This is a genomic window from Corynebacterium sp. (assembly GCF_030538285.1).
Taxonomy (GTDB): Bacteria; Actinomycetota; Actinomycetes; order Mycobacteriales; family Mycobacteriaceae; genus Corynebacterium.
Map to the genome: position 1 here is coordinate 1 of NZ_JAUNUG010000043.1, position 21,715 is coordinate 21,715.

26 protein-coding genes and 1 riboswitch are annotated in these 21,715 nt (G+C 66.2%); of the genes, 9 read left to right on the forward strand and 17 right to left on the reverse strand.

Annotated elements, in window-relative coordinates; translation table 11 throughout:
- Positions 1-167: 167 nt before the first annotated feature.
- Positions 168-620 carry a M23 family metallopeptidase gene (locus Q4G50_RS12005; RefSeq protein ID WP_303377885.1) on the forward strand — a complete coding sequence of 151 codons (453 nt, stop codon included), beginning with the start codon at positions 168-170 and terminating at the stop codon, positions 618-620.
- Here Q4G50_RS12005 and Q4G50_RS12010 read toward each other — a convergent pair.
- The 12 genes from Q4G50_RS12010 to rplS form a co-directional block, all read right to left on the reverse strand.
- Positions 598-1,710 carry a HigA family addiction module antitoxin gene (locus Q4G50_RS12010; RefSeq protein WP_303377886.1) on the reverse strand — a complete coding sequence of 371 codons (1,113 nt, stop codon included), beginning with the start codon at positions 1,708-1,710 and terminating at the stop codon, positions 598-600. The genes Q4G50_RS12005 and Q4G50_RS12010 overlap by 23 nt on opposite strands.
- A 22-nt stretch (positions 1,711-1,732) precedes the next feature.
- On the reverse strand, positions 1,733-2,035 hold the full coding sequence (locus Q4G50_RS12015) for a type II toxin-antitoxin system RelE/ParE family toxin (RefSeq protein ID WP_303377887.1): 303 nt from the start codon (positions 2,033-2,035) through the stop codon (positions 1,733-1,735).
- A gap of 95 nt (positions 2,036-2,130) precedes the next feature.
- On the reverse strand, positions 2,131-3,015 hold the full coding sequence (locus Q4G50_RS12020) for a tyrosine recombinase XerC (RefSeq protein ID WP_303377888.1): 885 nt from the start codon (positions 3,013-3,015) through the stop codon (positions 2,131-2,133).
- Positions 3,016-3,019: 4 nt separating this feature from the next.
- Entirely contained in the window at positions 3,020-4,177 is a 1,158-nt protein-coding gene (gene dprA / locus Q4G50_RS12025) for a DNA-processing protein DprA (protein ID WP_303377889.1), read from the reverse strand.
- Entirely contained in the window at positions 4,174-5,637 is a 1,464-nt protein-coding gene (locus Q4G50_RS12030; protein ID WP_303377890.1) for a YifB family Mg chelatase-like AAA ATPase, read from the reverse strand. Before Q4G50_RS12030 ends, dprA begins: the two co-directional genes overlap by 4 nt.
- The gene (locus tag Q4G50_RS12035) at positions 5,624-5,995 is read right to left on the reverse strand and encodes a YraN family protein (protein WP_303377891.1); all 372 of its coding nucleotides are present in this window, start codon (positions 5,993-5,995) and stop codon (positions 5,624-5,626) included. The genes Q4G50_RS12030 and Q4G50_RS12035 overlap by 14 nt, the downstream gene beginning before the upstream one ends.
- A gap of 136 nt (positions 5,996-6,131) precedes the next feature.
- Positions 6,132-6,671 carry a hypothetical protein gene (locus tag Q4G50_RS12040; RefSeq protein WP_303377892.1) on the reverse strand — a complete coding sequence of 180 codons (540 nt, stop codon included), beginning with the start codon at positions 6,669-6,671 and terminating at the stop codon, positions 6,132-6,134.
- Positions 6,672-6,755: 84 nt separating this feature from the next.
- Positions 6,756-7,127 (reverse strand): hypothetical protein, encoded by a 372-nt coding sequence (locus Q4G50_RS12045; RefSeq protein WP_303377893.1) that lies wholly within the window; start codon positions 7,125-7,127, stop codon positions 6,756-6,758.
- Positions 7,128-7,433, reverse strand: coding sequence for a DUF2469 domain-containing protein (locus tag Q4G50_RS12050; protein WP_303377894.1), 306 nt, complete (start codon positions 7,431-7,433; stop codon positions 7,128-7,130).
- Positions 7,430-8,053, reverse strand: coding sequence for a ribonuclease HII (locus Q4G50_RS12055; protein WP_303377895.1), 624 nt, complete (start codon positions 8,051-8,053; stop codon positions 7,430-7,432). The genes Q4G50_RS12050 and Q4G50_RS12055 overlap by 4 nt, the downstream gene beginning before the upstream one ends.
- Positions 8,053-8,835: a signal peptidase I gene (gene lepB, locus Q4G50_RS12060; protein WP_303377896.1), complete on the reverse strand. Its 783-nt coding sequence runs from the start codon at positions 8,833-8,835 to the stop codon at positions 8,053-8,055. Before lepB ends, Q4G50_RS12055 begins: the two co-directional genes overlap by 1 nt.
- A gap of 343 nt (positions 8,836-9,178) precedes the next feature.
- On the reverse strand, positions 9,179-9,520 hold the full coding sequence (gene rplS / locus Q4G50_RS12065; RefSeq protein ID WP_303377897.1) for a 50S ribosomal protein L19: 342 nt from the start codon (positions 9,518-9,520) through the stop codon (positions 9,179-9,181).
- 146 nt (positions 9,521-9,666) lie between these two features.
- Positions 9,667-9,781: riboswitch (TPP riboswitch) on the forward strand.
- Between rplS and thiC the strand changes: the two genes are divergently transcribed.
- From thiC to Q4G50_RS12095, 6 genes are all read left to right on the forward strand, one after another.
- Positions 9,777-11,543: a phosphomethylpyrimidine synthase ThiC gene (gene thiC, locus Q4G50_RS12070; protein ID WP_303377898.1), complete on the forward strand. Its 1,767-nt coding sequence runs from the start codon at positions 9,777-9,779 to the stop codon at positions 11,541-11,543. Its footprint overlaps the riboswitch before it by 5 nt.
- The gene (locus Q4G50_RS12075) at positions 11,527-12,177 is read left to right on the forward strand and encodes a thiamine phosphate synthase (RefSeq protein WP_303377910.1); all 651 of its coding nucleotides are present in this window, start codon (positions 11,527-11,529) and stop codon (positions 12,175-12,177) included. Before thiC ends, Q4G50_RS12075 begins: the two co-directional genes overlap by 17 nt.
- Positions 12,174-13,214, forward strand: a complete 1,041-nt coding sequence (thiO, locus tag Q4G50_RS12080; protein ID WP_303377899.1) for a glycine oxidase ThiO — start codon at positions 12,174-12,176, stop codon at positions 13,212-13,214. Before Q4G50_RS12075 ends, thiO begins: the two co-directional genes overlap by 4 nt.
- An 8-nt stretch (positions 13,215-13,222) precedes the next feature.
- Positions 13,223-13,423, forward strand: coding sequence for a sulfur carrier protein ThiS (gene thiS / locus Q4G50_RS12085; protein WP_303377900.1), 201 nt, complete (start codon positions 13,223-13,225; stop codon positions 13,421-13,423).
- A 3-nt stretch (positions 13,424-13,426) separates the two neighbouring features.
- A complete protein-coding gene (locus Q4G50_RS12090) occupies positions 13,427-14,209 on the forward strand; it encodes a thiazole synthase (protein ID WP_303377901.1) in 783 nt (260 codons plus the stop codon).
- 1 nt (position 14,210) lies between these two features.
- Positions 14,211-15,266, forward strand: coding sequence for a ThiF family adenylyltransferase (locus Q4G50_RS12095; RefSeq protein ID WP_303377902.1), 1,056 nt, complete (start codon positions 14,211-14,213; stop codon positions 15,264-15,266).
- A gap of 83 nt (positions 15,267-15,349) precedes the next feature.
- Here Q4G50_RS12095 and Q4G50_RS12100 read toward each other — a convergent pair whose 3' ends face one another.
- The 5 genes from Q4G50_RS12100 to Q4G50_RS12120 all read right to left on the reverse strand — a co-directional run bounded on the left by Q4G50_RS12100 (position 15,350) and on the right by Q4G50_RS12120 (position 20,424).
- Complete coding sequence (locus Q4G50_RS12100) at positions 15,350-17,602, reverse strand: Tex family protein (RefSeq protein ID WP_303377903.1); 2,253 nt, start codon at positions 17,600-17,602, stop codon at positions 15,350-15,352.
- Between the two features lie 181 nt (positions 17,603-17,783).
- Positions 17,784-18,470 (reverse strand): DedA family protein, encoded by a 687-nt coding sequence (locus Q4G50_RS12105; RefSeq protein ID WP_303377904.1) that lies wholly within the window; start codon positions 18,468-18,470, stop codon positions 17,784-17,786.
- Positions 18,467-19,360, reverse strand: a complete 894-nt coding sequence (locus Q4G50_RS12110) for a hypothetical protein (protein ID WP_303377905.1) — start codon at positions 19,358-19,360, stop codon at positions 18,467-18,469. Before Q4G50_RS12110 ends, Q4G50_RS12105 begins: the two co-directional genes overlap by 4 nt.
- Positions 19,357-20,049: a class I SAM-dependent methyltransferase gene (locus Q4G50_RS12115; RefSeq protein WP_303377906.1), complete on the reverse strand. Its 693-nt coding sequence runs from the start codon at positions 20,047-20,049 to the stop codon at positions 19,357-19,359. The genes Q4G50_RS12110 and Q4G50_RS12115 overlap by 4 nt, the downstream gene beginning before the upstream one ends.
- A complete protein-coding gene (locus tag Q4G50_RS12120; protein WP_303377907.1) occupies positions 20,050-20,424 on the reverse strand; it encodes a hypothetical protein in 375 nt (124 codons plus the stop codon). It lies immediately after the preceding gene.
- A 57-nt stretch (positions 20,425-20,481) separates the two neighbouring features.
- On the opposite strand from Q4G50_RS12120, the gene Q4G50_RS12125 reads away from it, so the two are divergent.
- Both Q4G50_RS12125 and Q4G50_RS12130 read left to right on the forward strand, forming a co-directional pair.
- Complete coding sequence (locus Q4G50_RS12125; protein ID WP_303377908.1) at positions 20,482-20,889, forward strand: hypothetical protein; 408 nt, start codon at positions 20,482-20,484, stop codon at positions 20,887-20,889.
- A 281-nt stretch (positions 20,890-21,170) separates the two neighbouring features.
- Positions 21,171-21,695 carry an AAA family ATPase gene (locus Q4G50_RS12130; protein WP_303377909.1) on the forward strand — a complete coding sequence of 175 codons (525 nt, stop codon included), beginning with the start codon at positions 21,171-21,173 and terminating at the stop codon, positions 21,693-21,695.
- Positions 21,696-21,715 lie beyond the last annotated feature (20 nt).

Here is a 21,715-nt window from a genome sequence, read left to right on the forward strand (position 1 = left end):
AGCGCACGCCTTTCGGGCACACTGCTGGCGCCTACTTTAGCCCCCTGGCCTGCGAACACCAAACCGAAGCCCAGAGTTGTCCACAGGCTAGTCACACCCGTCCCACTATCCACAGGTTCCCTGCTTATCGACGCCCCGTTTCCCGCGCAGTGCTTAGCGTCAAGGGCATGCGGTGGTTATTGATTGTCTTCTTGCTCATCGCGTGCGCGGCCCCCGCCCACGCCTACGTCTCCCCGACCGGTTCCGTCCGCGTCCTGCGTGCCTTTGACCGCCCCGAACACAACTGGCTCCCCGGGCACCGAGGTGTCGATTTGGCCCTGTCGGTAGGTGGCGCGGTGGTGGCGGCCGGGGACGGGGTGGTGGCGTTCGCGGGCGTGGTGGCCGGCACCCCGACGGTGTCGGTGGACCATGCGGATGGGGTGCGCACCACCTACCAGCCGGTGCACGCCCGGGTATCGCGCGGCGATGAGGTGACGGAGGGGCAGCTGTTAGGCACGCTGGGGCACCCCGTCGACGGCTGGCCCGGCCTGCACTGGGGCGCGCGGCGTGGCGCGACGGACTACCTCAACCCGCTCGGGTTGCTGGATGCGCCAGTGATCAGGCTGAAGCCGAACCCTTGACCGCAGGGGCGTCCCACTGTTCCAGGTAGCAAACGCCACTGAGAGCACCCCGCACCAGCGTGGTGTTCCACGGAACATGCCCGTCATTCTGGAGACGCCCAATAAGCACCAGTGGATGCACTCCGAGACGCTGAGACTCCGCATCGATCCATCCCCGGCTGATGCGCCCCGGTATTGCCGGCAAAGAGTCCGTGATAGCCAGAGACCCCGCCAGCTCATCGGCCTCCCGCTCCCGACCGTCGTCCGCAGGTGCAGTGAGATCGTCCGCAATGACACCCTCCGCATGCTCGAGATGTCCGAGCAACACGTGGGCCGCTTCGTGGAGGATGGTAAAGAGGATCTTGTCTAATCTCTTTCCGCGACCGGAGATGCCGATGACCGGGGAGCTGTCGAGAAGCAAAGCACAACCGTCGAGTTTCGCCCCCGGAAAGGCATCGAGATAAACGAGCCGCACCCCAGCTCCGGCGAACTGCTCCTGGAAGGTGACCAAACCCCTCGGGTCCTGGACCTGCGACGACAACCCCCGCACCGTCGCAGCAAACGCCGCCTGGTTATAATTTGTCGTCGGCAACTGCGCAGCAATCTGACGTACGCAGGCAACCCACGCCCGCTGAACGGGAGTCACGTCATCTTCGCCGTTACTGCGACGTGCTGCAAACGCCAACGCCGGCGAGTCGTCGAGGGCCTGCATTCCCAGAAGGTTCTGAATGTCGCGCACCTGCTCCTCCAAGGAACCATCACTGATGATGCCCCTCTTCTGCAGCTCCCGCACAGGTGCCAGTTCCCGCAGGCGGGCACGGGTCCGCACCTGATCGATCGTCGCCTGCATCTGCACGTCCTGTGATTGCAGCCAGAGCAGATAGCTGTCTTGCAGGTTGAGCCACAGCTCTGCCGACGTACCCAGGGCAGCCCCGATCTGTGCCGCGGACTCGCGGGTGATCTCGCGCTTGCCCGTGATCACCTCGGACACAAACTGCACCGGGCGCCCCAGCACCGCAGCGAAGTCCTGCTGCGACCAACCCCGTGCTTCTAGCTCCTCTGCCAGAAACTCTCCGGCCGGGAACGCTTCGGCCATCTGCTGCGCGCTCATCTCAATCACCTACTTTCCAGCATTACCTGTGGTAGTCCACCATCTCCAGGACGACGACTATCAGTCCGGCCTGATCAGTGTCGAACCGAAGGATGAGCCGGTACTTCCGATTCAGTCGAATGGAGGACGTGCCCTCGCGGTCACCGGACAACTTCTCCAGCCTCAAAGACTTCATCGCCCTAAGATCACGTTCATCGGTCGCGCTCTTGATGATCTGGATTTTCTTGCGGTAGCTCTTGATGATCTCCGCGTTCCAACGGGCCACCTTGTAGCCCGGGTCTTCGGCGATCAGTTCCAGCTCTCGGCCTTCGTAAAGGACCCGCAACTACCCTCCTTACCGGGAGCGGAACAACTAGTCGGTTTCGAGGCTTCACACCTCACATGAATCACCCTAACCGAGTAGCGCTACCGCGGCAATCCCTACGCCCGCGGGTGCGCCTGCTTGAACACGTCCTTGAGCCGTTCGGCGGAGACGTGCGTGTAGATCTGCGTGGTCTGCAGTGAGGAGTGTCCGAGCATCTCCTGCACCACGCGCAGATCGGCACCGCCCTCCAACAGGTGCGTGGCAGCGGTGTGACGCAGGCCGTGCGGGGTGATGGCCTGGCCGGTGACCTGCCCGGCCTTCTCCACGACACGGCGCACCTGGCGGGGGTCGATCCGCCCGCCGCGCACGCCGACGAACAGCGCCGGAGTGTCCCCGGCCAGCTCCCCGCGCCCGCGCTCCAGCCACTCGGTGACGGCGTCGGCCGCGGCCTCCCCGAAGGGCACGACGCGTTCCTTGTTGCCCTTGCCCAGCACCCGGACTGTGCGGCGTGTCAGGTCCACGTCCTTGATATCCATGCCCGTCAGCTCGGAGACGCGCACCCCGGTGGCGTACAGCATCTCCAGCATGGCGCTGTCTCGGAGGAACTCCACCTCATCAGCGGAGGCCGCGTTGCCGACGAACTCCCCCGCCCTCTCCACGCCTAAGACCTCCGGCAGTGGCCGCGAGACCTTCGGGGACACCAGCCGGGCCGCGACGTCGGAATCCAGGTGGCCTTGGCGCAGAGACCACGTCGAGAAGCTGCGGACCGAGGCCGTGCGCCGGGCAATGGTGGCCCGGGATTTGCCCTCCCGCATCGCCGTCGCCAACCACCCGCGCAGCGCTGGCAGGGTAAAACCGGCGAACCTGTCGACTGACTCGGCCAGCGACAGCAGGTCGGAGCGGTAGCCGCGGACGGTGGCCTCGGAGCGGCCGAGCACGAGCCGGGAGTGGTCGGCGAAATCCTCGATCGCCGCCACCAGCTGGGACTCGTGCTCGCTCATGGGGTCATAGTTTATCCGCCCGGCGCCACACCGTCCCCTCCCGTGCCACTACCCCGCGGTTGATCAGTTCCATGAGCAGGTGCACTGTCAGCGGGATCGGCAGTCCCGCCGCTGCCGCGACCTCCTGCGCGGCCGACCCGGCGGGATCGATGGCGTCGAAGACGCGCAGCTCATTCCGTGACAGTGACTGCACCGGTGTGGCGGAAAACGCCAGCTCGTACTGCTCCGCCACATCGAGTGCACCTGCAGCTCCGAGCAGGGCGCGGATGTCATCGCTGCCGGTGACCAGCTGCGCGCGTCCGGCTTTGATCCGCTCGTGGCAGCCGAGCGACCCGGACCCGGTGATCGGCCCGGGCACCGCCATGGTTACCCGACCCAGGCCTTCCGCCCAGGACAGGGTGTTGAGGGCGCCGGAGCGCCACGCCGCCTCCACGATGACTGTCCCCGTGGTCAGCGCCGCGACCAGGCGGTTTCGGGTGAGGAAGCGGTGGCGCTGCGGCGGGGTTCCCGGCGGGTACTCGGTGACCACGCAACCGTGGTCGGCGATGCGGTCGAATAGTCCGGTGTTGCGGGCCGGGTAGGTGCGGTCGATGCCGCAGGCTGTCACAGCCACGGTAAGCCCGCCGGCGCCGAGCGCCGCCTCGTGTGCTGCGGTATCGATGCCCAGCGCTCCCCCGGAGACCACCGTCCAGTGATGCGTGGCCAGGCCGGCGGCGATCTGGCGGGTTGCCTCCACTCCGTAGCGTGTCACCGCCCGGGTGCCCACCACGCCGACGGACTGCGCCACCGCCGCCCCGAGCGGTCCCCCGCGCACCCACAATCCGTGGGGTGGCACGGCATCTGCCTGATAGCTGCGCACGTGGTCACTGCGACCGGTGGCGGCGAAACCGAAGGCGAGATCGAATTCCGCGCGCGGCCATTCAGCGCTTTCCGGGGTGATCAGGCGTGCTCCCACCACGGCGGCCGCGGCGAGGTCCTCTTCCGCCCGTTCCCAGTCGTGGCGCGCGGCGGTCTGCGTCGCCAACTCCCCCAGCCACGACGCCCGCGTGCGTACCCCACGTGCGATCTCCCCGGCATCCCGCCCGGCATTCAGCAACTCCTGCAGCGGCCGCGAGGGCCCCTCGATCACCCGGTTGAGGTAGGCCCAGTCCGTGGTACTCATTCTTCACCCCGCAGTTGCGCGGCGCGGGCGATGTGGTCGATGTTGGGCTGGGTGGCTCCGTCGAGGTCCGCCAGCGTCCACGCCATCTTCAGGGTGCGGTCGACGCCGCGTTGAGAGATTTCCCCAGCTCCGAGCATGTTTCCGAGCATCGACATCCCGACCTCATCAGCAGGGTGTTCGCGGCGTAAGCGGTGCGGATCCATCGCCGCGTTGATACACCCGAAGCGCGCACGTGCGCGCATTCTGGCCTCCCCGACCCGCTCCGCGATCACCGCTGAGGGTTCCTCATCCCCGTCCAGTCTCCCGATCGTCGTGGTGCGTGCAGTGATGTCGATCCGGTCGCGCATCGGGCCGGAGAGGTTGCGCAGGTATCCGGCGCGTTCGCGCGAGTTGCAACGACACCGTGCGGGATCTTCTGTTGCGCAGCGGCACGGGTTGGCGGCGAGTACCAGCTGGAAACGGGCCGGGAACACGACCTCTCTTTGCGATCGCATGAGTCTGACCTGCCCATCCTCCAGGGGCATGCGCAGTCCGTCGAGGATGGCGGCAGGTACTTCGGAGGCTTCGTCGATAAACAGCACCCCATGGTGGGCCAGACTCACCGCCCCAGGTCGCGGTTGCCCGGAACCCCCGCCGAGCAGCGCGGCGCGGGTCACGGAATGGTGCGGGTCGATATAGGGCGCGCGCCGCATGACCTGCCCGTTGCCCGCCACCGAATGCACGGCGGTGGCCTCCAACGACTGCGCCGGGGTTAGCGGCGGCAAGATGCCGGGCAGTCGTGCCGCGATCATGGATTTGCCTGATCCCGGTGGCCCGAGCAGCAACATGTGGTGCCCGCCGGCGGCGGCCACTTCGGCGGCGAAACGTGCCTCCTGCTGCCCGTTGAGGTCAGCGAAGTCCGGTACTTCCCGCTTATCGACGCCCCCTCCTCCTCGCGCCTGCGGCAGTTCACCGTCACCAGTGGCCCAGGCCCAGGCGGCCGCCAGCGTGGGTGCGGCCAGGATGGTGAGCCCGTCGATCAGCGCGGCTTCCCCGGCGTTGCCAGGTGGGATGAGGGCGTGGGTGAAACCATTCTGGCGGGCGGTGAGCAGGGCGGGTAATACCCCGGGGACCGGACGGACGCTGCCGTCGAGTCCCAGTTCCCCGACGATCACCGCGTGGCGCAGCCGCGGTGCGGGCAGCCCGGCAGCCAGCACTGCCAACGCGGTGGACAGGTCGAAGTGGGAGCCGGATTTGCGTAGCGAGGCCGGGGACATCGACACGATGATTTTCGTCTTGGGCCACGGCAGCCGGGCATTGGCCACTGCCGTTCGTACGCGGTCCTTCGACTCACTTACCGCCGCATCACCGAGCCCGACGAGATGGATGCCGGGTAGCCCGGGGCCGATGTTCGCCTCCACAGTGACCAGGCGCGCGACCACCCCGTCGAGGGCGATCGTGTGGGCTCTACCAAGCGCCATGTTCGACCCCCTCGTAGAACTCCACGTCGAAACCGTGGCGGATGGTGGTGAAGACGAGGACGTCGAAACGCACGGCCGTGTACGCCCGGCCCTCCAGCCAGCGTGCGGCGGCGCGGCGGATCCGCGCGAGCTTGCGGCCGGTGACAGCCTCCGCCCCGCCGAAACCCCGGCCGGAACGGGTCTTGACCTCAACGAACACGATCGTGCCGTCGGGTTCCCGGCAGATCAGGTCAAGCTCACCGACGGGATAGGAGACGTTGCGGTCGAGGACTTCCGCTCCGCGGCGACGGTAGAAGGTGGCGGCCTCGGATTCTCCCCGCCGGCCAAGTCGGGTGCGACGTTTCTGGGCTACTGACATGTACTTCCCCCCTGGAGTTGGTGTGGTGACCCCAGGGTGGGCGTCGAGAAGCACGAAGAAAAGTGCAGACAATAAAAAAGGCCTGGAATCTGTGGATAACTCGAGTTATCCACAGCCCGGGCCGCCGCGAAAAACGCTACCCCTCGTTTTGTGCTAGGAGTTGAAAGGTTATGGTCTCACCCAGATTACCGTTGGCCTGGGCACTCACCGCGTGCTCCCCGGGGTGGAGAGTTCGTCTGGTGAGCTGCTTGAACGTCCGGCGCTTGCACACCTGCGCGACCTCGCCAGCGCCCACCGTGATCCGTCCGAGTTTGAATGTCGCCGGACGCAGAGATCCATCCCCGCGGCGAAAGTGGATCTGGTAGTCGACGATGATGTCGCGGGTCTCATCCGACTCCACGGACTCACCGATGCGCACCCGCTCCGGCACCACGGACACCTCACGCACCGTGATCGCCGGATCGGGGCTCGCCCCGAGTATCTCCAGCGCCCCGGGATGGCCCTTCTTGACCAGCGTGCGCAGCCCCTTGGTCACGATCCACCGACTACGTTCCGTTCCCGTCTCCCACCAGCGCCGGGCGAGATCCACGGCCACCTCAGGGTGGTCCCTGGAAATGTAGTTGAGGTTGTTGTCCACGGAGGTGCGGACGTAGAGCGAGGGGTCGTCGATAAGCATGTCCACCACCTCGATAATCGGCCTTGGGTCGGCGATGAACGGTGTGTACTGACTGGCCCACGGCAACCGTGGGCGGATACCTTCTCAGGCCAGGCGTCGCACATTGGGGATGTCTGACCGCGCCCACTGCCGGACTGCGTCCATCGTCAGATCATGCCACCGCAGAAGGTAGGGGCGTATCGCGTACTCGCCCGTGTGCCGACGGGTGATCTGCTCAATCGCCGCCAGTGACTCCCGCGGATGCTCCAGGCCGAACTCCTCCACGTACCGGGCCACCGGCATGAGGTACCAGGATTCGGTGAACATCCCCTGGTCCTCACGCAGCTCCGGCCCCAGGGCATCCACGAGCATGCTTATCGACGCCACGTAGTCCCCACCCGACCGCTCCCCGAGCAACGCAGCGATGCGCCGGGCACAGTCACCCGTGAAATGGCGCTTGAGGCTGTAATCGCTCATCTACTCGGGAAGCACGAGGTCAGGCTTGTCCAGCTCCTCGATGTTGACGTCCTTGTAGGTGATCACCCGGACGTAGCGCACGAAACGGGCGGCGCGGTACATGTCCCACACCCAGGCATCGGACATGCGTACCTCGTAGTAGACATCTGGCCCGTCGGTGTGCGGGATGAGCTCCACGGCGTTGGCCAGGTAGAAGCGACGCTCGGTCTCCACGACGTAGGAGAACTGGCTGACCACATCCCGGTACTCGCGGTACAGGGACAGTTCGACCTCTGCCTCGTAGTTGTCGAGTTCCTCAGCGCTCACTGTTTTCCTCCATGCTCAAGCCATTCGTCGTGGGCCTTTAAGACGTTGGCGTAAGTGTATCGGTGCTCTGCGCACCCACCGTGCTGCCGCACCGCAGCCATGTGAGCCTTCGTGGAGTAACCCTTGTGGGAGGCAAAACCATACCCCGGGTAGCGGGCATCCAGCTCCACCATGAACCGGTCGCGGGTGACCTTGGCCAGGACACTCGCCGCGGAGATGGCGCGCACGTGCGCGTCCCCGCCGACGACGGGCAGGTGCGGCACATCCAGGCCGGGGATACGCCAGGCGTCGGTGAGCACATAGCCGGGGCGGACCTCCAGCTGTGCGACCGCCCGGCGCATTCCGGAGATGTTGGCGTGCTGGATGCCGCGGGCGTCGATGGCAGCTGCCGAAATGCTCACGACGGACCAGGCGAGGGCGGCGTCGATAATGCGCGGGTAGAGCTTCTCCCGCCAGGCGGGCGTGAGCTTCTTGGAGTCGGTGAGTTTCTCCAGCCCCGCGATCTCCCCCGGCGGGAGGATGCACGCGGCGACTGTCAACGGCCCACAGCACGCACCGCGCCCCGCCTCATCGACGCCGGCGACGGGGCCGAGACCGCGGGCGTCGAGAAGCTCCTCCACTACTCCTGGATGGCCGGATCGTCGACACCGCCGATGCGGTTGAACGGGAAAATGATGAACTGGACCTTGCCGCGGATGTGATCCTCCGGGATGGTGCCCTGGTGCTCATCACCGATGTGCGCGCGGGAATCAGCGGAGTTGGTGCGGTTGTCACCCATCATGAAGTAGTTGTCCTCCGGCACGGTCAGCGGGCCGAAGTAGGGGCCGCCGCAGGCCTCGGAACCCGTTGCCGGATCCACCGGGTACGCCAGGGGCTGCAGGGTGTAGGACTGATCGATCGGCTCACCGTCGACCATCACCGCCGGATCACCCTCCTGGCAGGACACCGTCTGCCCACCAGTTGCCACGATGCGCTTGACCAGGTCATTTTCATCCGGCGCGACCAGGCCCACGTAGGAGCCGACATTCTGCAGCGTCCGCACGACATCGTTCTGTGAACGCTGGGAGACAAAGCCCTGATTCCACGAGTCGGTGCCCTTGAACACCACGACATCGCCCGCCTTCGGATCCCCGAAACGGTAGCTGACCTTGTCGACGAAAATGCGGTCGCCGGTACAGCCAGCGCAACCATGGAGTGTCGGCTCCATCGACTGCGAAGGGATCATGTACACGCGCCCGACGAACGTCTGGATGAGGAAAATCGCCAGCAGCGTCACCAGGATGACCACCGGAATCTCGATGTACCACGGTGCAGGCTTTTTCTCTTCCGCGTGCTCCGCATCGCTTGCCGACGCCGCCGTCGAACCGCCCGGCTCCTCGTGGTTTCTCTCCGCATCAGTCACGGAGACAGAGCCTAGCAGCAGGGGGCGGGCCGCACTGGAACGACATGACAACCCCCGCCTTTCGGGCGCAACTGCAGATGCCGGAGGGACGATCAGCTCGCAGCACTCGGTCCGTCGCCTGCCCTACTACCCTCCCCCGCCGTGGCCGCGTGGGGCGTCGATAAGCATCATGGCCCCCTCCGACCTGACGTCGGGTGTCCATTTGCACCTGACATGGTCGTTGCGTTTCCCCAGGACGGCCTGAATTCGGCACTTTAATGTCAGGTGCAAATGGACACCCCCCGGACCCCAAGCAATAAAAATCCCCCGCACCACCAAGGTGCGGGGGAAATCCGGACAGCGTTTAGCGCTTCTCCTTGATGCGGGCTGCCTTGCCGCGCAGCTCGCGCAGGTAGTACAGCTTCGCACGGCGGACGTCGCCGCGGCGAACGACCTCGATGGAGGCGATGTTCGGGGAGTGGACCGGGAAGGTACGCTCCACGCCGATGCCGAAGGAGACCTTACGGATGGTGAAGGTCTCGCGGATGCCGGAGCCCTGGCGACGGATGACGACACCCTTGAACAGCTGGGTACGCTCCGTGGAGCCCTCGATGACCTTGACCTGGACGTCGAGGGTGTCACCGGCGCGGAAGGCCGGGATATCGTCGCGCAGCTGCGCGGCGTCAACCTTGTCGAGAATGTTCATGCGACATGTTCCTTTTCAGTTCTGGACAGAGGACCCTGGCGGCATTTTCCCTGCTGGGACGCTCGACCGGTTCGTGCCCGTTACATACAACCTGGATAGTCTCCCACACCCGGCACCCCCACGCAAAAGCCGGGTGGTAGGATGACCGACGACCCCACGGGCGCCCGAGGCATCGGGCTGAGATTGCGCTGGTCAGCCGCGCAAGCACCGTTCGAACCTGTCTGGTTAGTACCAGCGAAGGAAGAGAGGCGTTGGCATGCAGCCTACCCATGACTCCAGCACGGAAATTCACCCTAAGCACCGATTCTCCCCCATCGAGCACAACGGCCTGAGCGTCCCGGAGACGGAGATCCAGCTGGATGACTCCCCCACCGGCCCGAACGAGCCGTTCCGCATCTACCGCACGCGCGGCCCGGAGTGCGATGTCACCGTCGGGCTGCCGGCCCTGCGGGCGGGCTGGATTGAGGGACGGGGGGACGTCGAGAAGTATGAGGGCCGTCCCCGCAACCTGGCCGATGACGGCAGGACGGCGACCCGGCGCGGCGAGGCGTCGGCGGAGTGGCAGGGCGCGAAGCGCCCCACCCTCCGGGCGCAGAGCAACAAGCGCGTGACGCAGATGCACTATGCGCGGCAGGGCATCATCACGCAGGAGATGGAGTTCGTCGCGCTGCGTGAGCACTGCGATCCGGAGTTCGTCCGCTCGGAGATCGCCCGGGGTCGGGCGATCCTGCCGAACAACATCAACCACCCGGAGTCGGAGCCGATGATCATCGGCCGGAAGTTCCTCACGAAGATCAACGCGAATATCGGTAACTCGGCCGTAACCTCGTCGATCCAGGAGGAGGTGGAGAAGCTGCGCTGGGCCACCCGCTGGGGCGCGGACACGGTCATGGACCTGTCCACCGGCAACGACATCCACACCACGCGTGAGTGGATCCTGCGCAACTCCCCCGTGCCCATTGGCACCGTCCCGATCTACCAGGCGCTGGAGAAGGTGGCAGGCATCGCCGAGGACCTGACCTGGGAGATCTTCCGCGACACCGTCGTCGAGCAGTGTGAGCAGGGTGTGGACTACATGACCATCCACGCCGGCGTGCGCCTACCGTTCATCCCGCTGACTACCGAGCGCGTGACGGGGATCGTCTCCCGCGGCGGTTCGATCATGGCGGGTTGGTGTCTGGCGCACCACAAGGAGTCCTTCCTCTACGAGAACTTCGATGAGCTGTGTGAGATCTTCGCGCAGTATGACGTCGCCTTCTCCCTCGGCGACGGCCTGCGCCCGGGCAGTCTCGCCGACGCCAATGACGACGCCCAGTTCGCGGAGCTCAAGACCATCGGTGAGCTCACCCGCCGCGCCTGGGAGTACGACGTCCAGGTCATGGTTGAGGGCCCGGGGCATGTGCCGCTGAATATGGTGCAGGTCAACAACGAGCTGGAGCAGGAGTGGGCCTCGGATGCCCCCTTCTACACTCTCGGCCCCCTGGTCACCGACATCGCGCCCGGCTACGACCACATCACCTCCGCCATCGGCGCCGCGCATATCGCTATGGGTGGCACGGCGATGCTCTGCTACGTCACGCCGAAGGAGCACCTGGGCCTGCCGAACCGCGACGACGTCAAGACCGGCGTGATCACCTACAAGCTGGCGGCCCATGCGGCGGATGTGGCGAAGGGACATCCCGGCGCGCGGGACTGGGACGACGCCATGTCCAAGGCGCGTTTCGAGTTCCGCTGGCACGACCAGTTCGCCCTCTCCCTCGATCCGGAGACCGCGCAGGCCTACCACGATGAGACCCTGCCCGCGGAGCCGGCGAAAACCGCGCACTTCTGCTCCATGTGCGGCCCGAAGTTCTGTTCCATGCGCATCAGCCAGGACATTCGCGATGCCTTCGGCTCGACGCTGGGCATGCCCCAGGTGGGTGAGCCGGAGTCCGAGGATGGGATGCGTACCATGTCCGAGGAGTTCCGCAAGCGCGGTTCCCACGTCTATCTCGAATCGGTGAATGATGCGTCCCTCCCTTGATCTCCGCTGCTACCTCGTGACAGGCTCCGGCACCCGCGAGCACATTCTTAAGGTGGTGCGCGAGGCCGTCGCTGGCGGTTGCGGCACCGTGCAGGTGCGCAGCAAGCCGATCGATGCGCTCGATCTCTATGAGCTCACCGCGGACATCGCCCGCGAGGTCGGCGATCGGGCAACAGTGCTTATCGACGACCGCGTCGACGTCGCCCTCTCCCTCATGCGGCTGGGTCTGCCCGTCCACGGCGTCCATGTCGGGCAGAGCGATCTGCCCGTGGAGCAGGTACGTCAGCTGCTCGGCCCCGATGCCATCATCGGGCTGACCACGGGCTCCCGCGAGCTGGTGGAGGCCTCCAACGCGCTGGGTGATGTCATCGACTACATCGGCGCGGGCCCCTACCGGCCCACGCCCACCAAGGACACCGGCCGCTCCCCACTGGGTCTTGAGGGCTACCGGGAGCTGACGGAACTCTCGAAGGTGCCGGTCGTCGCCATCGGCGATGTCACCGCCGATGATGCCGCCGACCTCGCCGCCACGGGTGTGGCCGGGCTGGCCGTCGTGCGTGGGCTGATGAACGCCGCGGATCCCCGCGCCTACGCCGCCCGCCTGGTGGCCGGTTTCGAGGAGGGCCGGAAGTGATCACCGTCGTCGGCGGCGGGCTCATCGGCCTGGCCACCGCGCTGCGCCTGGCCGACCGCGGGCACGAGGTCACCCTGCAGGACCCTGCCCCCGCCTCCGGGGCCACCCACCACGCCGGCGGCATGCTGGCTCCGGTCGCCGAGGTGGTCTACCGGCAGGAGGGCCTGTTCCCGCTGATGCTCCGCTCGGCGGAGTTGTATCCGGGGTTGATGCGGGTCGTCGATAAGCATACGAACCTGCCCACCGGATACCGCACCGAGGGCACCCTCGTCGTGGCCGCGGACCGGGCCGATGCCACGCATCTCACCGAGCTTGCCGAGTACCAGTCCGCGCACGGCATGAATGCGCAGCGGCTGCCCCTGCGGCAGGCCCGCTCCCTCGAACCGTCGCTGTCGCCGCAGCTGGCGGGGGCGGTGCACCTCCCGGGCGACCACCAGGTCAACCCGCGTCTTCTCGCCGCCGCACTTCTCGACGCCCTGTCCAACCTCGGCGTGCGCATCGTCCGGGAGCGCGCGGACACGCTGCCCGCAGGACAGGTCATCCTGGCCAACGGCCTCGGCGCCGCCGCCCTCCACGAGGGACTCAAGCTGCGCCCCGTCTACGGCGACATCCTCCGCCTCGGCGTGCCCGCGCACCTGCAGCCGCTGCTCACCCGCGTGGTGCGCGGTTTCGTCGAGGACCGCCCTGTCTACCTCATCCCGCGCAGTGACGACACCATCGCCATCGGCGCCACCTCCCGTGAGGACGACCGTCCGGTGCCGCGCACGGGTGCCGTGCATGACCTGCTGCGCGACGCCACCCGCCTGGTCCCCGGCATCGAGGAGTGCGATTTCCTCGAGGCCACCACGGGTGCGCGCCCAGGCACCCCGGATGATCTTCCGTACCTTGGGAGGGTGAGCGATAACCTCATCGTCTCCACCGGGTACTTCCGCCACGGGATCCTGCTCACCGCCCTGGCCGCCGATGTGGCCGTCCACCTGGTGGAAGGCACGGACCCGGGCATCGACCTCGCGGCCTGCGACCCGCACCGACACTAGGAGTGACCATGAACCTGACCGTCAACAACGAGCCCGTCGAGACCGCCGCCACCACCCTCCTGGGGCTTGTCGAGGAGACCCTCGGTGAGCTGCCCGGAGCTGGCGTGGCCGTCGCCGTCGACGGGGACGTCGTCCCGCGTTCCGAGTGGGACCGGGAGCTCACCGAGGGCCAGACCATCGACATTCTCACCGCAGTCCAGGGAGGCTGACGCATGCTCACCATCGCCGACCGCACGCTCTCCTCCCACCTCATCATGGGCACGGGCGGGGCGACGTCGATGTTCATGCTGGAGGATTCGCTGCTTGCCTCCGGCACGGAACTGACCACCGTGGCCATGCGCCGCCATGCCGCGCGCACGGACGGTGGCGAGTCCGTCTTCGACATGCTGCAGCGTCTGAACATCGCCCCGCTGCCCAACACCGCCGGCTGCCGCACCGCGCGTGACGCCGTCATCACCGCCAAGCTGGCGCGGGAGGCGCTCGGCACGAACTGGGTGAAGGTCGAGGTCATCGCCGACGAGCACACCCTGCTCCCCGACACGATCGAGCTTATCGACGCCTGCGAACTCCTCGTCGCCGAGGGCTTCGTCGTGCTGGCCTACACGTCCGATGACCCGGTGGTGGCGAAGCGTCTCGAGGATGTCGGCTGCGCGGCGGTCATGCCGCTGGGCTCGCCGATCGGCACCGGCCTGGGCATCCTCAACCCGCACAACATCGAGCTCATCTGCTCGCGTGCGACCGTGCCCGTGCTTCTCGACGCCGGCGTCGGCACCGCCTCCGACGCCGCCCTCGCCATGGAGCTCGGCTGCTCCGGCGTCCTGCTGGCTTCCGCCGTCAACCGCTCGCAGGACCCGGTGGCGATGGCCACCGCCTTGAAGATGGCCGTGGAGGCCGGTCGGTTGGCCTCGGGTGCAGGCCGCATCCCGCGCCGCGAGCATGCCGTCGCCTCCTCCAGCTTCGAAGGACTGGTGTCCTGGTCGGACCAGGTGCTTTAGGATGCGCGATCAGGAACTGCGCCGGGTGGCCCGCCAGCTGGCCCTGCCCGGCTACGGCATGGCCCAGCAGGAGGCGCTTGCGCACGCCCACGTGCTCGTCATCGGCGCCGGCGGTCTCGGCTGCCCTGCGATGCAGTCGCTGGCGTCCGCGGGCGTCGGCCACATTACCGTCATCGACGACGACACCGTCGATATCACCAACATCCACCGCCAGATCCTCTTCGGCGCCTCCGACGTCGGCCGTCTGAAGGTGGAGGTCGCCGGCGAGCGTCTCGCCGAACTCCAGCCGGGGATTGAGGTCACGGCCTTGAATGAACGCCTCACCACGTCGAACGCGGTCTCGCTGGTCGGGTCCGCCGACCTCGTGCTCGACGGCTCCGACTCCTTCCAGACCAAGTACCTCGTCGCCGACGCCGCCGAGATCACGGGCACGCCGCTGGTCTGGGGCACAGTCCTGCGCTTCCACGGCGACGTGTGTCTGTTCACCTCGGGGCCTTCCGAACGCGGCGTGGGCCTGCGCGACCTGTTCCCCGAGCAACCCCCGGGTATCGAGGACTGCGCCACCGCCGGCGTCCTCGGCGCCACCACCGCTGTCGTTGGGGCGCTCATGGCAACCACCGCCATCGGCTGTGTGGCCGGCCTCGACGTCGTGCCCGGTCGCATGCTCAGCTACGACGCCTTCCCCGGTTCCACCCGCACCTTCCAGATCACGGCGGATCCGGCGCGGGTACTGGTCACCTCGCTGGAGCCGTCCTACGGGGAGGCGGTGTGCGCGGTCGGCCCATCCCCGCTCGACGAGGTCCGCGCCGGCCGCGCCATCCTCCTCGACATCCGCGAGCCGCACGAGAAGATGCTCAACGACTCCTTCGCCGACCTAAATCCCGTGCGACTGCCGTTGTCGGATATCTTTGGACCGGACACGATCCGCCGGGCACTCGGCAACGCGTCACGAGTAGTGGTGCACTGCGCGTCCGGTGTCCGCTCCGCCCGCTTTTGCGAGCAGTACGCGGACCTCGGCTACGAGTTCATCGACCTGCCCGGCGGTATCAACGGTTAGTCACTCCTCTTACAGGGGGTTTGAGGGCTTACCGGTGGTTTAAACCACCGGTAAGTGTTCGTAGGGCCCGTAAGAGTTGAGGTCTAGCGTCCCAGGCCCGCGCGCTTGAGCGCGTCCGCCATGGACCCACCCGCCTGCTGCTGCCGGGGCTTACGCTGCCCGCCACCGCCCCCACGCTGGGGCTTCTTCTTGGGCTGGCCCGGCTCGTCGTCAAGCCGCAGCGACAAACCGATGCGCTGCCGCTCGACGTCGACCTCCATGACCTTGACCTTCACCACCTGGCCCGAACGCACGACCTCGCGCGGGTCGGAGACGAAACGATCCGACATGGCGGAAACATGGACGAGGCCGTCTTGGTGGACGCCGACGTCGATAAAAGCGCCGAAGGCGGCGACGTTGGTGACAGTGCCCTCGAGAATCATGCCGGGCGTCAGGTCCGAGACCTTCTCCACACCCTCCTTGAAGGTCGCCGTCTTGAACTCCGGGCGGGGATCACGGCCGGGTTTGTCCAGCTCGGCGATGATGTCGGTGACGGTGGGGATGCCGAAGGTGTCATCGGCGAAGTCGGCGGGCTTCAACCCGGAGAGCACGCGGGTGTTGCCGATGAGTTCCTCGACGCCGAGTCCGGTGGCGGCGGCGATGCGGGCGACGACAGGGTACGCCTCGGGGTGGACGGCGGAAGCGTCGAGTGGGTCGCTGCCGCCGGAGATACGTAGGAAGCCGGCGCACTGCTCATAGGCCTTGGGCCCCAGGCGCGGGACTTTGAGCAGTGCCTTCCGGTTGGCGAAGGCGCCGTGATCGTCGCGGTGGGCGACGATGTTCTTCGCCAGGGTGCCGGTGACTCCGGCGACACGCTCCAGCAAGGGCACCGAGGCGGTGTTGAGGTCCACTCCGACGGCGTTGACGGCCGCTTCGACGACGCCGTCGAGGGTGCGGGCCAGGGCGTGCTGGTTGACGTCGTGCTGGTATTGGCCGACACCGATGGCCTTGGGGTCGATCTTCACCAGTTCCGCCAGCGGGTCCTGGAGGCGCCGGGCGATGGAGACCGCACCGCGCAGGGAGACGTCCATGTCGGGGAACTCGGCCGCCGCAATCTCCGAGGCGGAGTAGACGGAGGCACCCGATTCACTGACGACGACCGGGGTGGGGCGCTTCCCACCGGCGTCCTTGATGAGGTCCGCGATCTCGTGGCTGAGCTTCTCCGTCTCCCGCGAGGCGGTGCCGTTGCCGACGGCCATAAGGTCCACCCCGTGCGTGGCGCACAGCCCAGCGAGTTCTTGACGGGCGGCGTCCCAGCGGTTCTGCGGCTGGTGGGGGTAGACGATGGAGGTGGCCAGCACCTTGCCAGTGGGATCCACGACGGCGCACTTCACGCCGTTGCGGAAGCCCGGGTCCAGACCCAAGGTGGCGCGCTGGCCGGCCGGGGCGGCCAGCAGGACATCGCGAAGGTTGGTGGCGAAGACGTCGAGCGCGCCCTCCTCCGCTTTCTCCTTCAGGCGCATGCGCACATCCAGGCCGGAAGAGACAGCGAGCTTGGTGCGCCAGCCGAAGCGGACGGCGTCCCCCAGCCAGCGGGATTCAGGCAGCTCGAAATGCCGGGTGATCATGCCCTCGTAGATGGCGTCATCGCCCGGGTCGAGGTGCAGCTGCAGCACCCCCTCGGACTCGCCGCGCAGCAGCGCCAGGATGCGGTGGGAGGGGAGCTTGGTGAACGGCTCCGAGAAGGAGAAGTAGTCCTTGAACTTGGCACCCTCGGCCTCCTTGCCGGCGACCACCGAGGAGGTCATCGCGCCCGTGCGGTACATCTGCTCACGGATCTCGCCGACCAGGTCGGCGTCAAGGGCGAAACGGTCGATGAGGATCGCACGCGCCCCCTCGAGCGCCTTCTTCTCGTCCTCGAAGCCGTCAGTGAGGTAGCTCGCAGCCAGGGCCTGGGGGTCGGAGGAGGGGGCGTCGATAAGCGCATCAGTGAGGGCCTCCAGCCCGGCCTCGCGGGCGATGTCCGCCTTCGTCTTGCGACGCTTCTTAAACGGCAGGTAGAGATCCTCGAGGCGGGCCTTCGTCTCGCAGGCGGCGATGAGCGCGCGGAGATCGTCGCTGAGCTTGCCCTGCTCCTCGATCGCCTCCAGGACCGCCTGCTTGCGCTCTTCGAGTTCCCGCAGGTAGGTGGCCCGTTCCTCGATCGTGCGCAGCTGCGTATCGTCGATCCCGCCGGTGGCCTCCTTGCGGTAGCGGGCGATGAACGGGACGGTGTTGCCTTCGGCGAGCAAGTTCAGAACGGCGCGGATCTGGTCCTCACGGACCTGCAGTTCACGGGCGATGGTGGTGACGATCATTCGGGACAGTTTACGCGGGCGCACCCACGGAAACCCCCGACCCCCGCAGTAGTTTCGCTAACTGATCATCCATGACCCGCGGCCAGTATTCACGGCTCAACATGAACGCTGCATCCGTGCAGGCCACGAAACCCCAACCGGGTGTTTGCAGGGGTCTTAACCGGGCATCTGCAGCAAGCCCCTAGGCCCCCGCCTTCTTCTGGTTCTGCCGCCAGGCGCGGAACACCATGAGGGCCACCAGGCCGAGGGTGATCCACAGCAGGTAGCGGTTGACCACCTCGACAACCTCGAGCACCTGCTCGCCGTAAGTGAAACCGAGCCACAGGAACAGGCCGTTGACGGCCAGAATGCTCAGGACGTTGACGGCCAGCATGATGAGGAAGCGGATCTTCAGCAGGCCAGCGACGGCGTTGACCACGGTGTTCGGCACCGGTCCGGGCAGGTAGCCCAGCGGGATGAAGGCGAGGGTGCCGGCGTACATCTTCGGCGACTCGTTTTTCACAGCCCGCTGGAAGAAGCGGTGGGCACGGGGCATGTACTGCAGGGACATGTCAATGAACTCCATACCCCACTTGCGTCCCATCGCCCAGTACACCGGCATGAACTTCACGGCGCCGATGACGGAGCACAGCAGGTAGACCCACCAGATGCCGTTGCCCACCGAGGCGTTCGCGCCGGAGACGACCGCGGAAGTGTAGCCGCCGACGGCGAGGGTGTAGATGAGCGGATGTGAGAGCAACCAGGCGCGCAGCGGGATGAGCACCAGCGACCAGATACCCATGAGGATGAGCGCGGTGAAGAGGATCTTGTCGGTGCGGTCGGGGTGGGAGAGGAATCCGGGGAGTTCGGATTCTTTCTGCTCTGTCATCTGCGTACTGACCTTGCCATTCGGGAGATTGTGTGCCGCCGTCCGCGGATCGTCTCACTGAGCGTATAGATGTTCAGCGGGTCCGCCAACCCGCCGGGCCCGGCGTCACCGATGTGCTGGATGTCGGCACCGGCGATCTTGTTGTCATGGGCGATGCGTCGGATGGTGGCGGGATCCGAGGTCTCCTGGCTGGTGCCGATGGTAGTCATCACGAGGCCGCCGCCCGCTTGGACGGTACGGACGATGTCGACGAGTTCGTCTTGGGTGAATCCGGGGATGCTGCCGACGGCGGGTACCAGGATGATGTCGGCTCCCGCGTCGAGGTACTCCTGTACCGCCTGCTTATCGACGACCCGCTCACCCACCCCGGCCCCGTGCATCTTCCCGGCAATCACCAGTCCATCGAAATGCTCTTTGCACAGTCGCACCGTGGCGGCGATCTGTGCGTTGCTCACTCCGGAGCCGGGGTTGCCGGTGAGGCAGAGGAAGTCCGCCCCGAGTTCCGCGGCGCGTTGAATGGAGGAAGGCACTGCCTGCCGACCAGGCGCGACGTCCTGTCGGTCCTCCAGCATGGTGGCTGACGTATCGACGGGTTCGAGGTTGATGCCGACGGGCCGGCCGACAAGTTCACGCAGCCGCCGCACCGGATCCCCGGTCTCGTCGAGGCCGTGGATGTAGGGGCGTTCGACGTCGAGGAAGTTGAGCAGAATGAGGTCTGCCCCGAAGGCGCGGGCGATCTCGGCGTTGGTGATGTCGGTGACCTGCGGGACGAGCGCGGTGACGTTCTCCGAGCACACCACGCGCCCCTCACTGGCCTGGATCGACTGCTTAAGCTCGGCTGGCGTGAAGGCGAGGATGTCGGAGGTGTCGGCGCTGATGAGACGTTTCACTGGATGCTCCCGGGGTGTTTCATGAGTTGGAAGGCGATGAAGGCTGGCACGCGGGAAAGCTTCTCGTAGGCTGCGGGGTACTTCTCCTGCATCGTCTCCGTGGGGCGGGGTTCCACGAGCTTCTCGACGACGAACCCGGCCCTCCCGAACTCGTCGACGAGGGTGGACAGCGGGGCGCGTCGATAAGCAACCTGGAGGCCCATCGACCACGTCTCCTCGATGCGTTCGGTGGTGAAGTAACTGCCACCGCGGCGACGCCAGTCATCGGTGGGGTGGCCGGTGGACAGCAGAAGGCGGCCATCGTCGCGCAGGACCCGGTGGAACTCCCGCAGTGTGTTCACTGGGTAGTGGATGTGGTGCAGGACGAGTGCCATGAGGACGCGGTCGAAGCTCTTGTCGGCCGCCCAGGTCAGGGACTTCTCCAGGGGTTGAACATGGAACTGCGCCTCCGGGGCGCGCCGCCGGGCGAGCCGGATGAGCTCGGAGCTGGCGTCGACGCCGACTACACTGGCCCCGCGTTTGAGCAGCTCGGCGGCGTAGTGGCCGGAGCCGCAGCCGGCGTCGAGAATGTGCAGGCCGGAGACATCGCCGAGCAGGTCGAGCATGGCGGGGCGGTCGTAGTGGGCGTTGTAGGCGCTGTCTGCGGCGTGGCGGTCATAAGCCTCGGCCGCGCGGTCGAACATCGCCATTTAAGAACGGTCCTGCCATGCGCAGGCGGCGCCGATTCCGGGAGTGGTGCTGCCCTCGCGCGAGGTGCCGTACCAGTAGGTGTCCGCGGGCAGCGCGGCGACGACCTCCGCGGTGGCCGCGCGTAGGTCAAGGCCGCTGGAACCGTTGATGATCACCCGGTAGAGCACCTCGGTGATCGGCATGCGGCCCTGCTCCTGTGCGTACTGGGCAAGCAGCATGTTGTCGGGCTCGCAGGTGAGGTCAACGATCTCACCGTGCACGGTGCCGACGTCATAGCCCGCCTTCCCCAGTGCGGCGGGCAGCTCGGCTGCGACCTGCTCCCATTCCGCCGGCCGGGCGAGGATGTTGAGGTCCGTGGAGATGTCTCGACTCATGTCCCCACGCTACTCGCCACGTACACTTGCTGAGAAGAGCAACCCAAGGGGGCTTCCGTGAACATCCGCGCCATATCCAGCGTGCTGTTAGTCGGAACGCTCGCGGCCTGTTCGACCTCCGATCCGCTGATGCGCGAACTCGACGCCTCCTCCCACGATCCGGCGGTGGTGTCACTGCCCGACGTCTACGGCGACGAATGGACACACTTCGGGCGTGCCTGCCCGTACATGTCCACCGAGCTGATCGCGCAGACCCTGGGTATCACCGATGGAACTCTCCCCGACTACTCCAGGGTCGACCACCTCAACGCGCTCGTCCGATGGAATGACGATGCCGTGGAGTACTCGGAGTTCCCCCGCACCCGCATCGATCTGTGCGGACCGGAGACGCTGTGGGACCCGGACCTGGAACGACAGATGCTGAGCTTCGACAGGGCCAGCAACGGCGGCTGGCGACTACGCTAACAGAGGAGACTTTTTAAACTACGATTTAAAAAGTCTCGCATTATAGAACTCTTTAAACTACACCTTAAACATGGAAGCGCTCCATCGTCGCCCACTTTACCTCCGGCAGTTGACCGCCCTGCAGGATCGCGCAACGGTTCGAGTTCTCAGCGGGGTCCACCGATCCGGCAAATCAACCATCCTGGAGCTATACCGACAACACTTGATCTCCGAAGGCGAATCTCTGATTCCATTCTCTCCATCACTTTCGAGGATCTGACAAACGACCCGCTGCGGGCGGAGTGAGGTACCTCCTGGTGGATGAGGTCCAAGAAATGGCGGATTGGGCACGCACCATCAATTCACTGCGCACCGCTCTCGACCTGGAGATCACCGTCACCGGGTCTAATGCCTCGATGTTCGCTGGCAAGGGACTGACCTACCTGGCTGGCCTCTACGTCGCTATCACCGTGTTCCCGCTCTCGCTATCGGAGTTTCGTCAGTTCCGTCGGGTGCCGACTGAGACCTCGGCCGAGCAGTCCTACCGGGAATGGGTAGAGATCGGCGGATTTCCGGCCTCAGCCTTGTCTACTGACGCCCGAGTGACTTCCCAGCTCAACGACGCCCTCTTCGATTCTATCTTCACGCGCGACATCGCCCTCCGGGAACAGCTACGCGATACAGCAATGTTCCTCAAAGTGGCGCGCACCGTCGTCAACACCATTGGGTCGCCTATGTCCGTCAACAAAATGGTCAACACATTGGCTAGCGAAGGCTTCACAACCAATTCACCTGTTAGGGACGTGCTTTTAGTAGCACGGTTCTGACGAACGGATAGCGCGGGTAT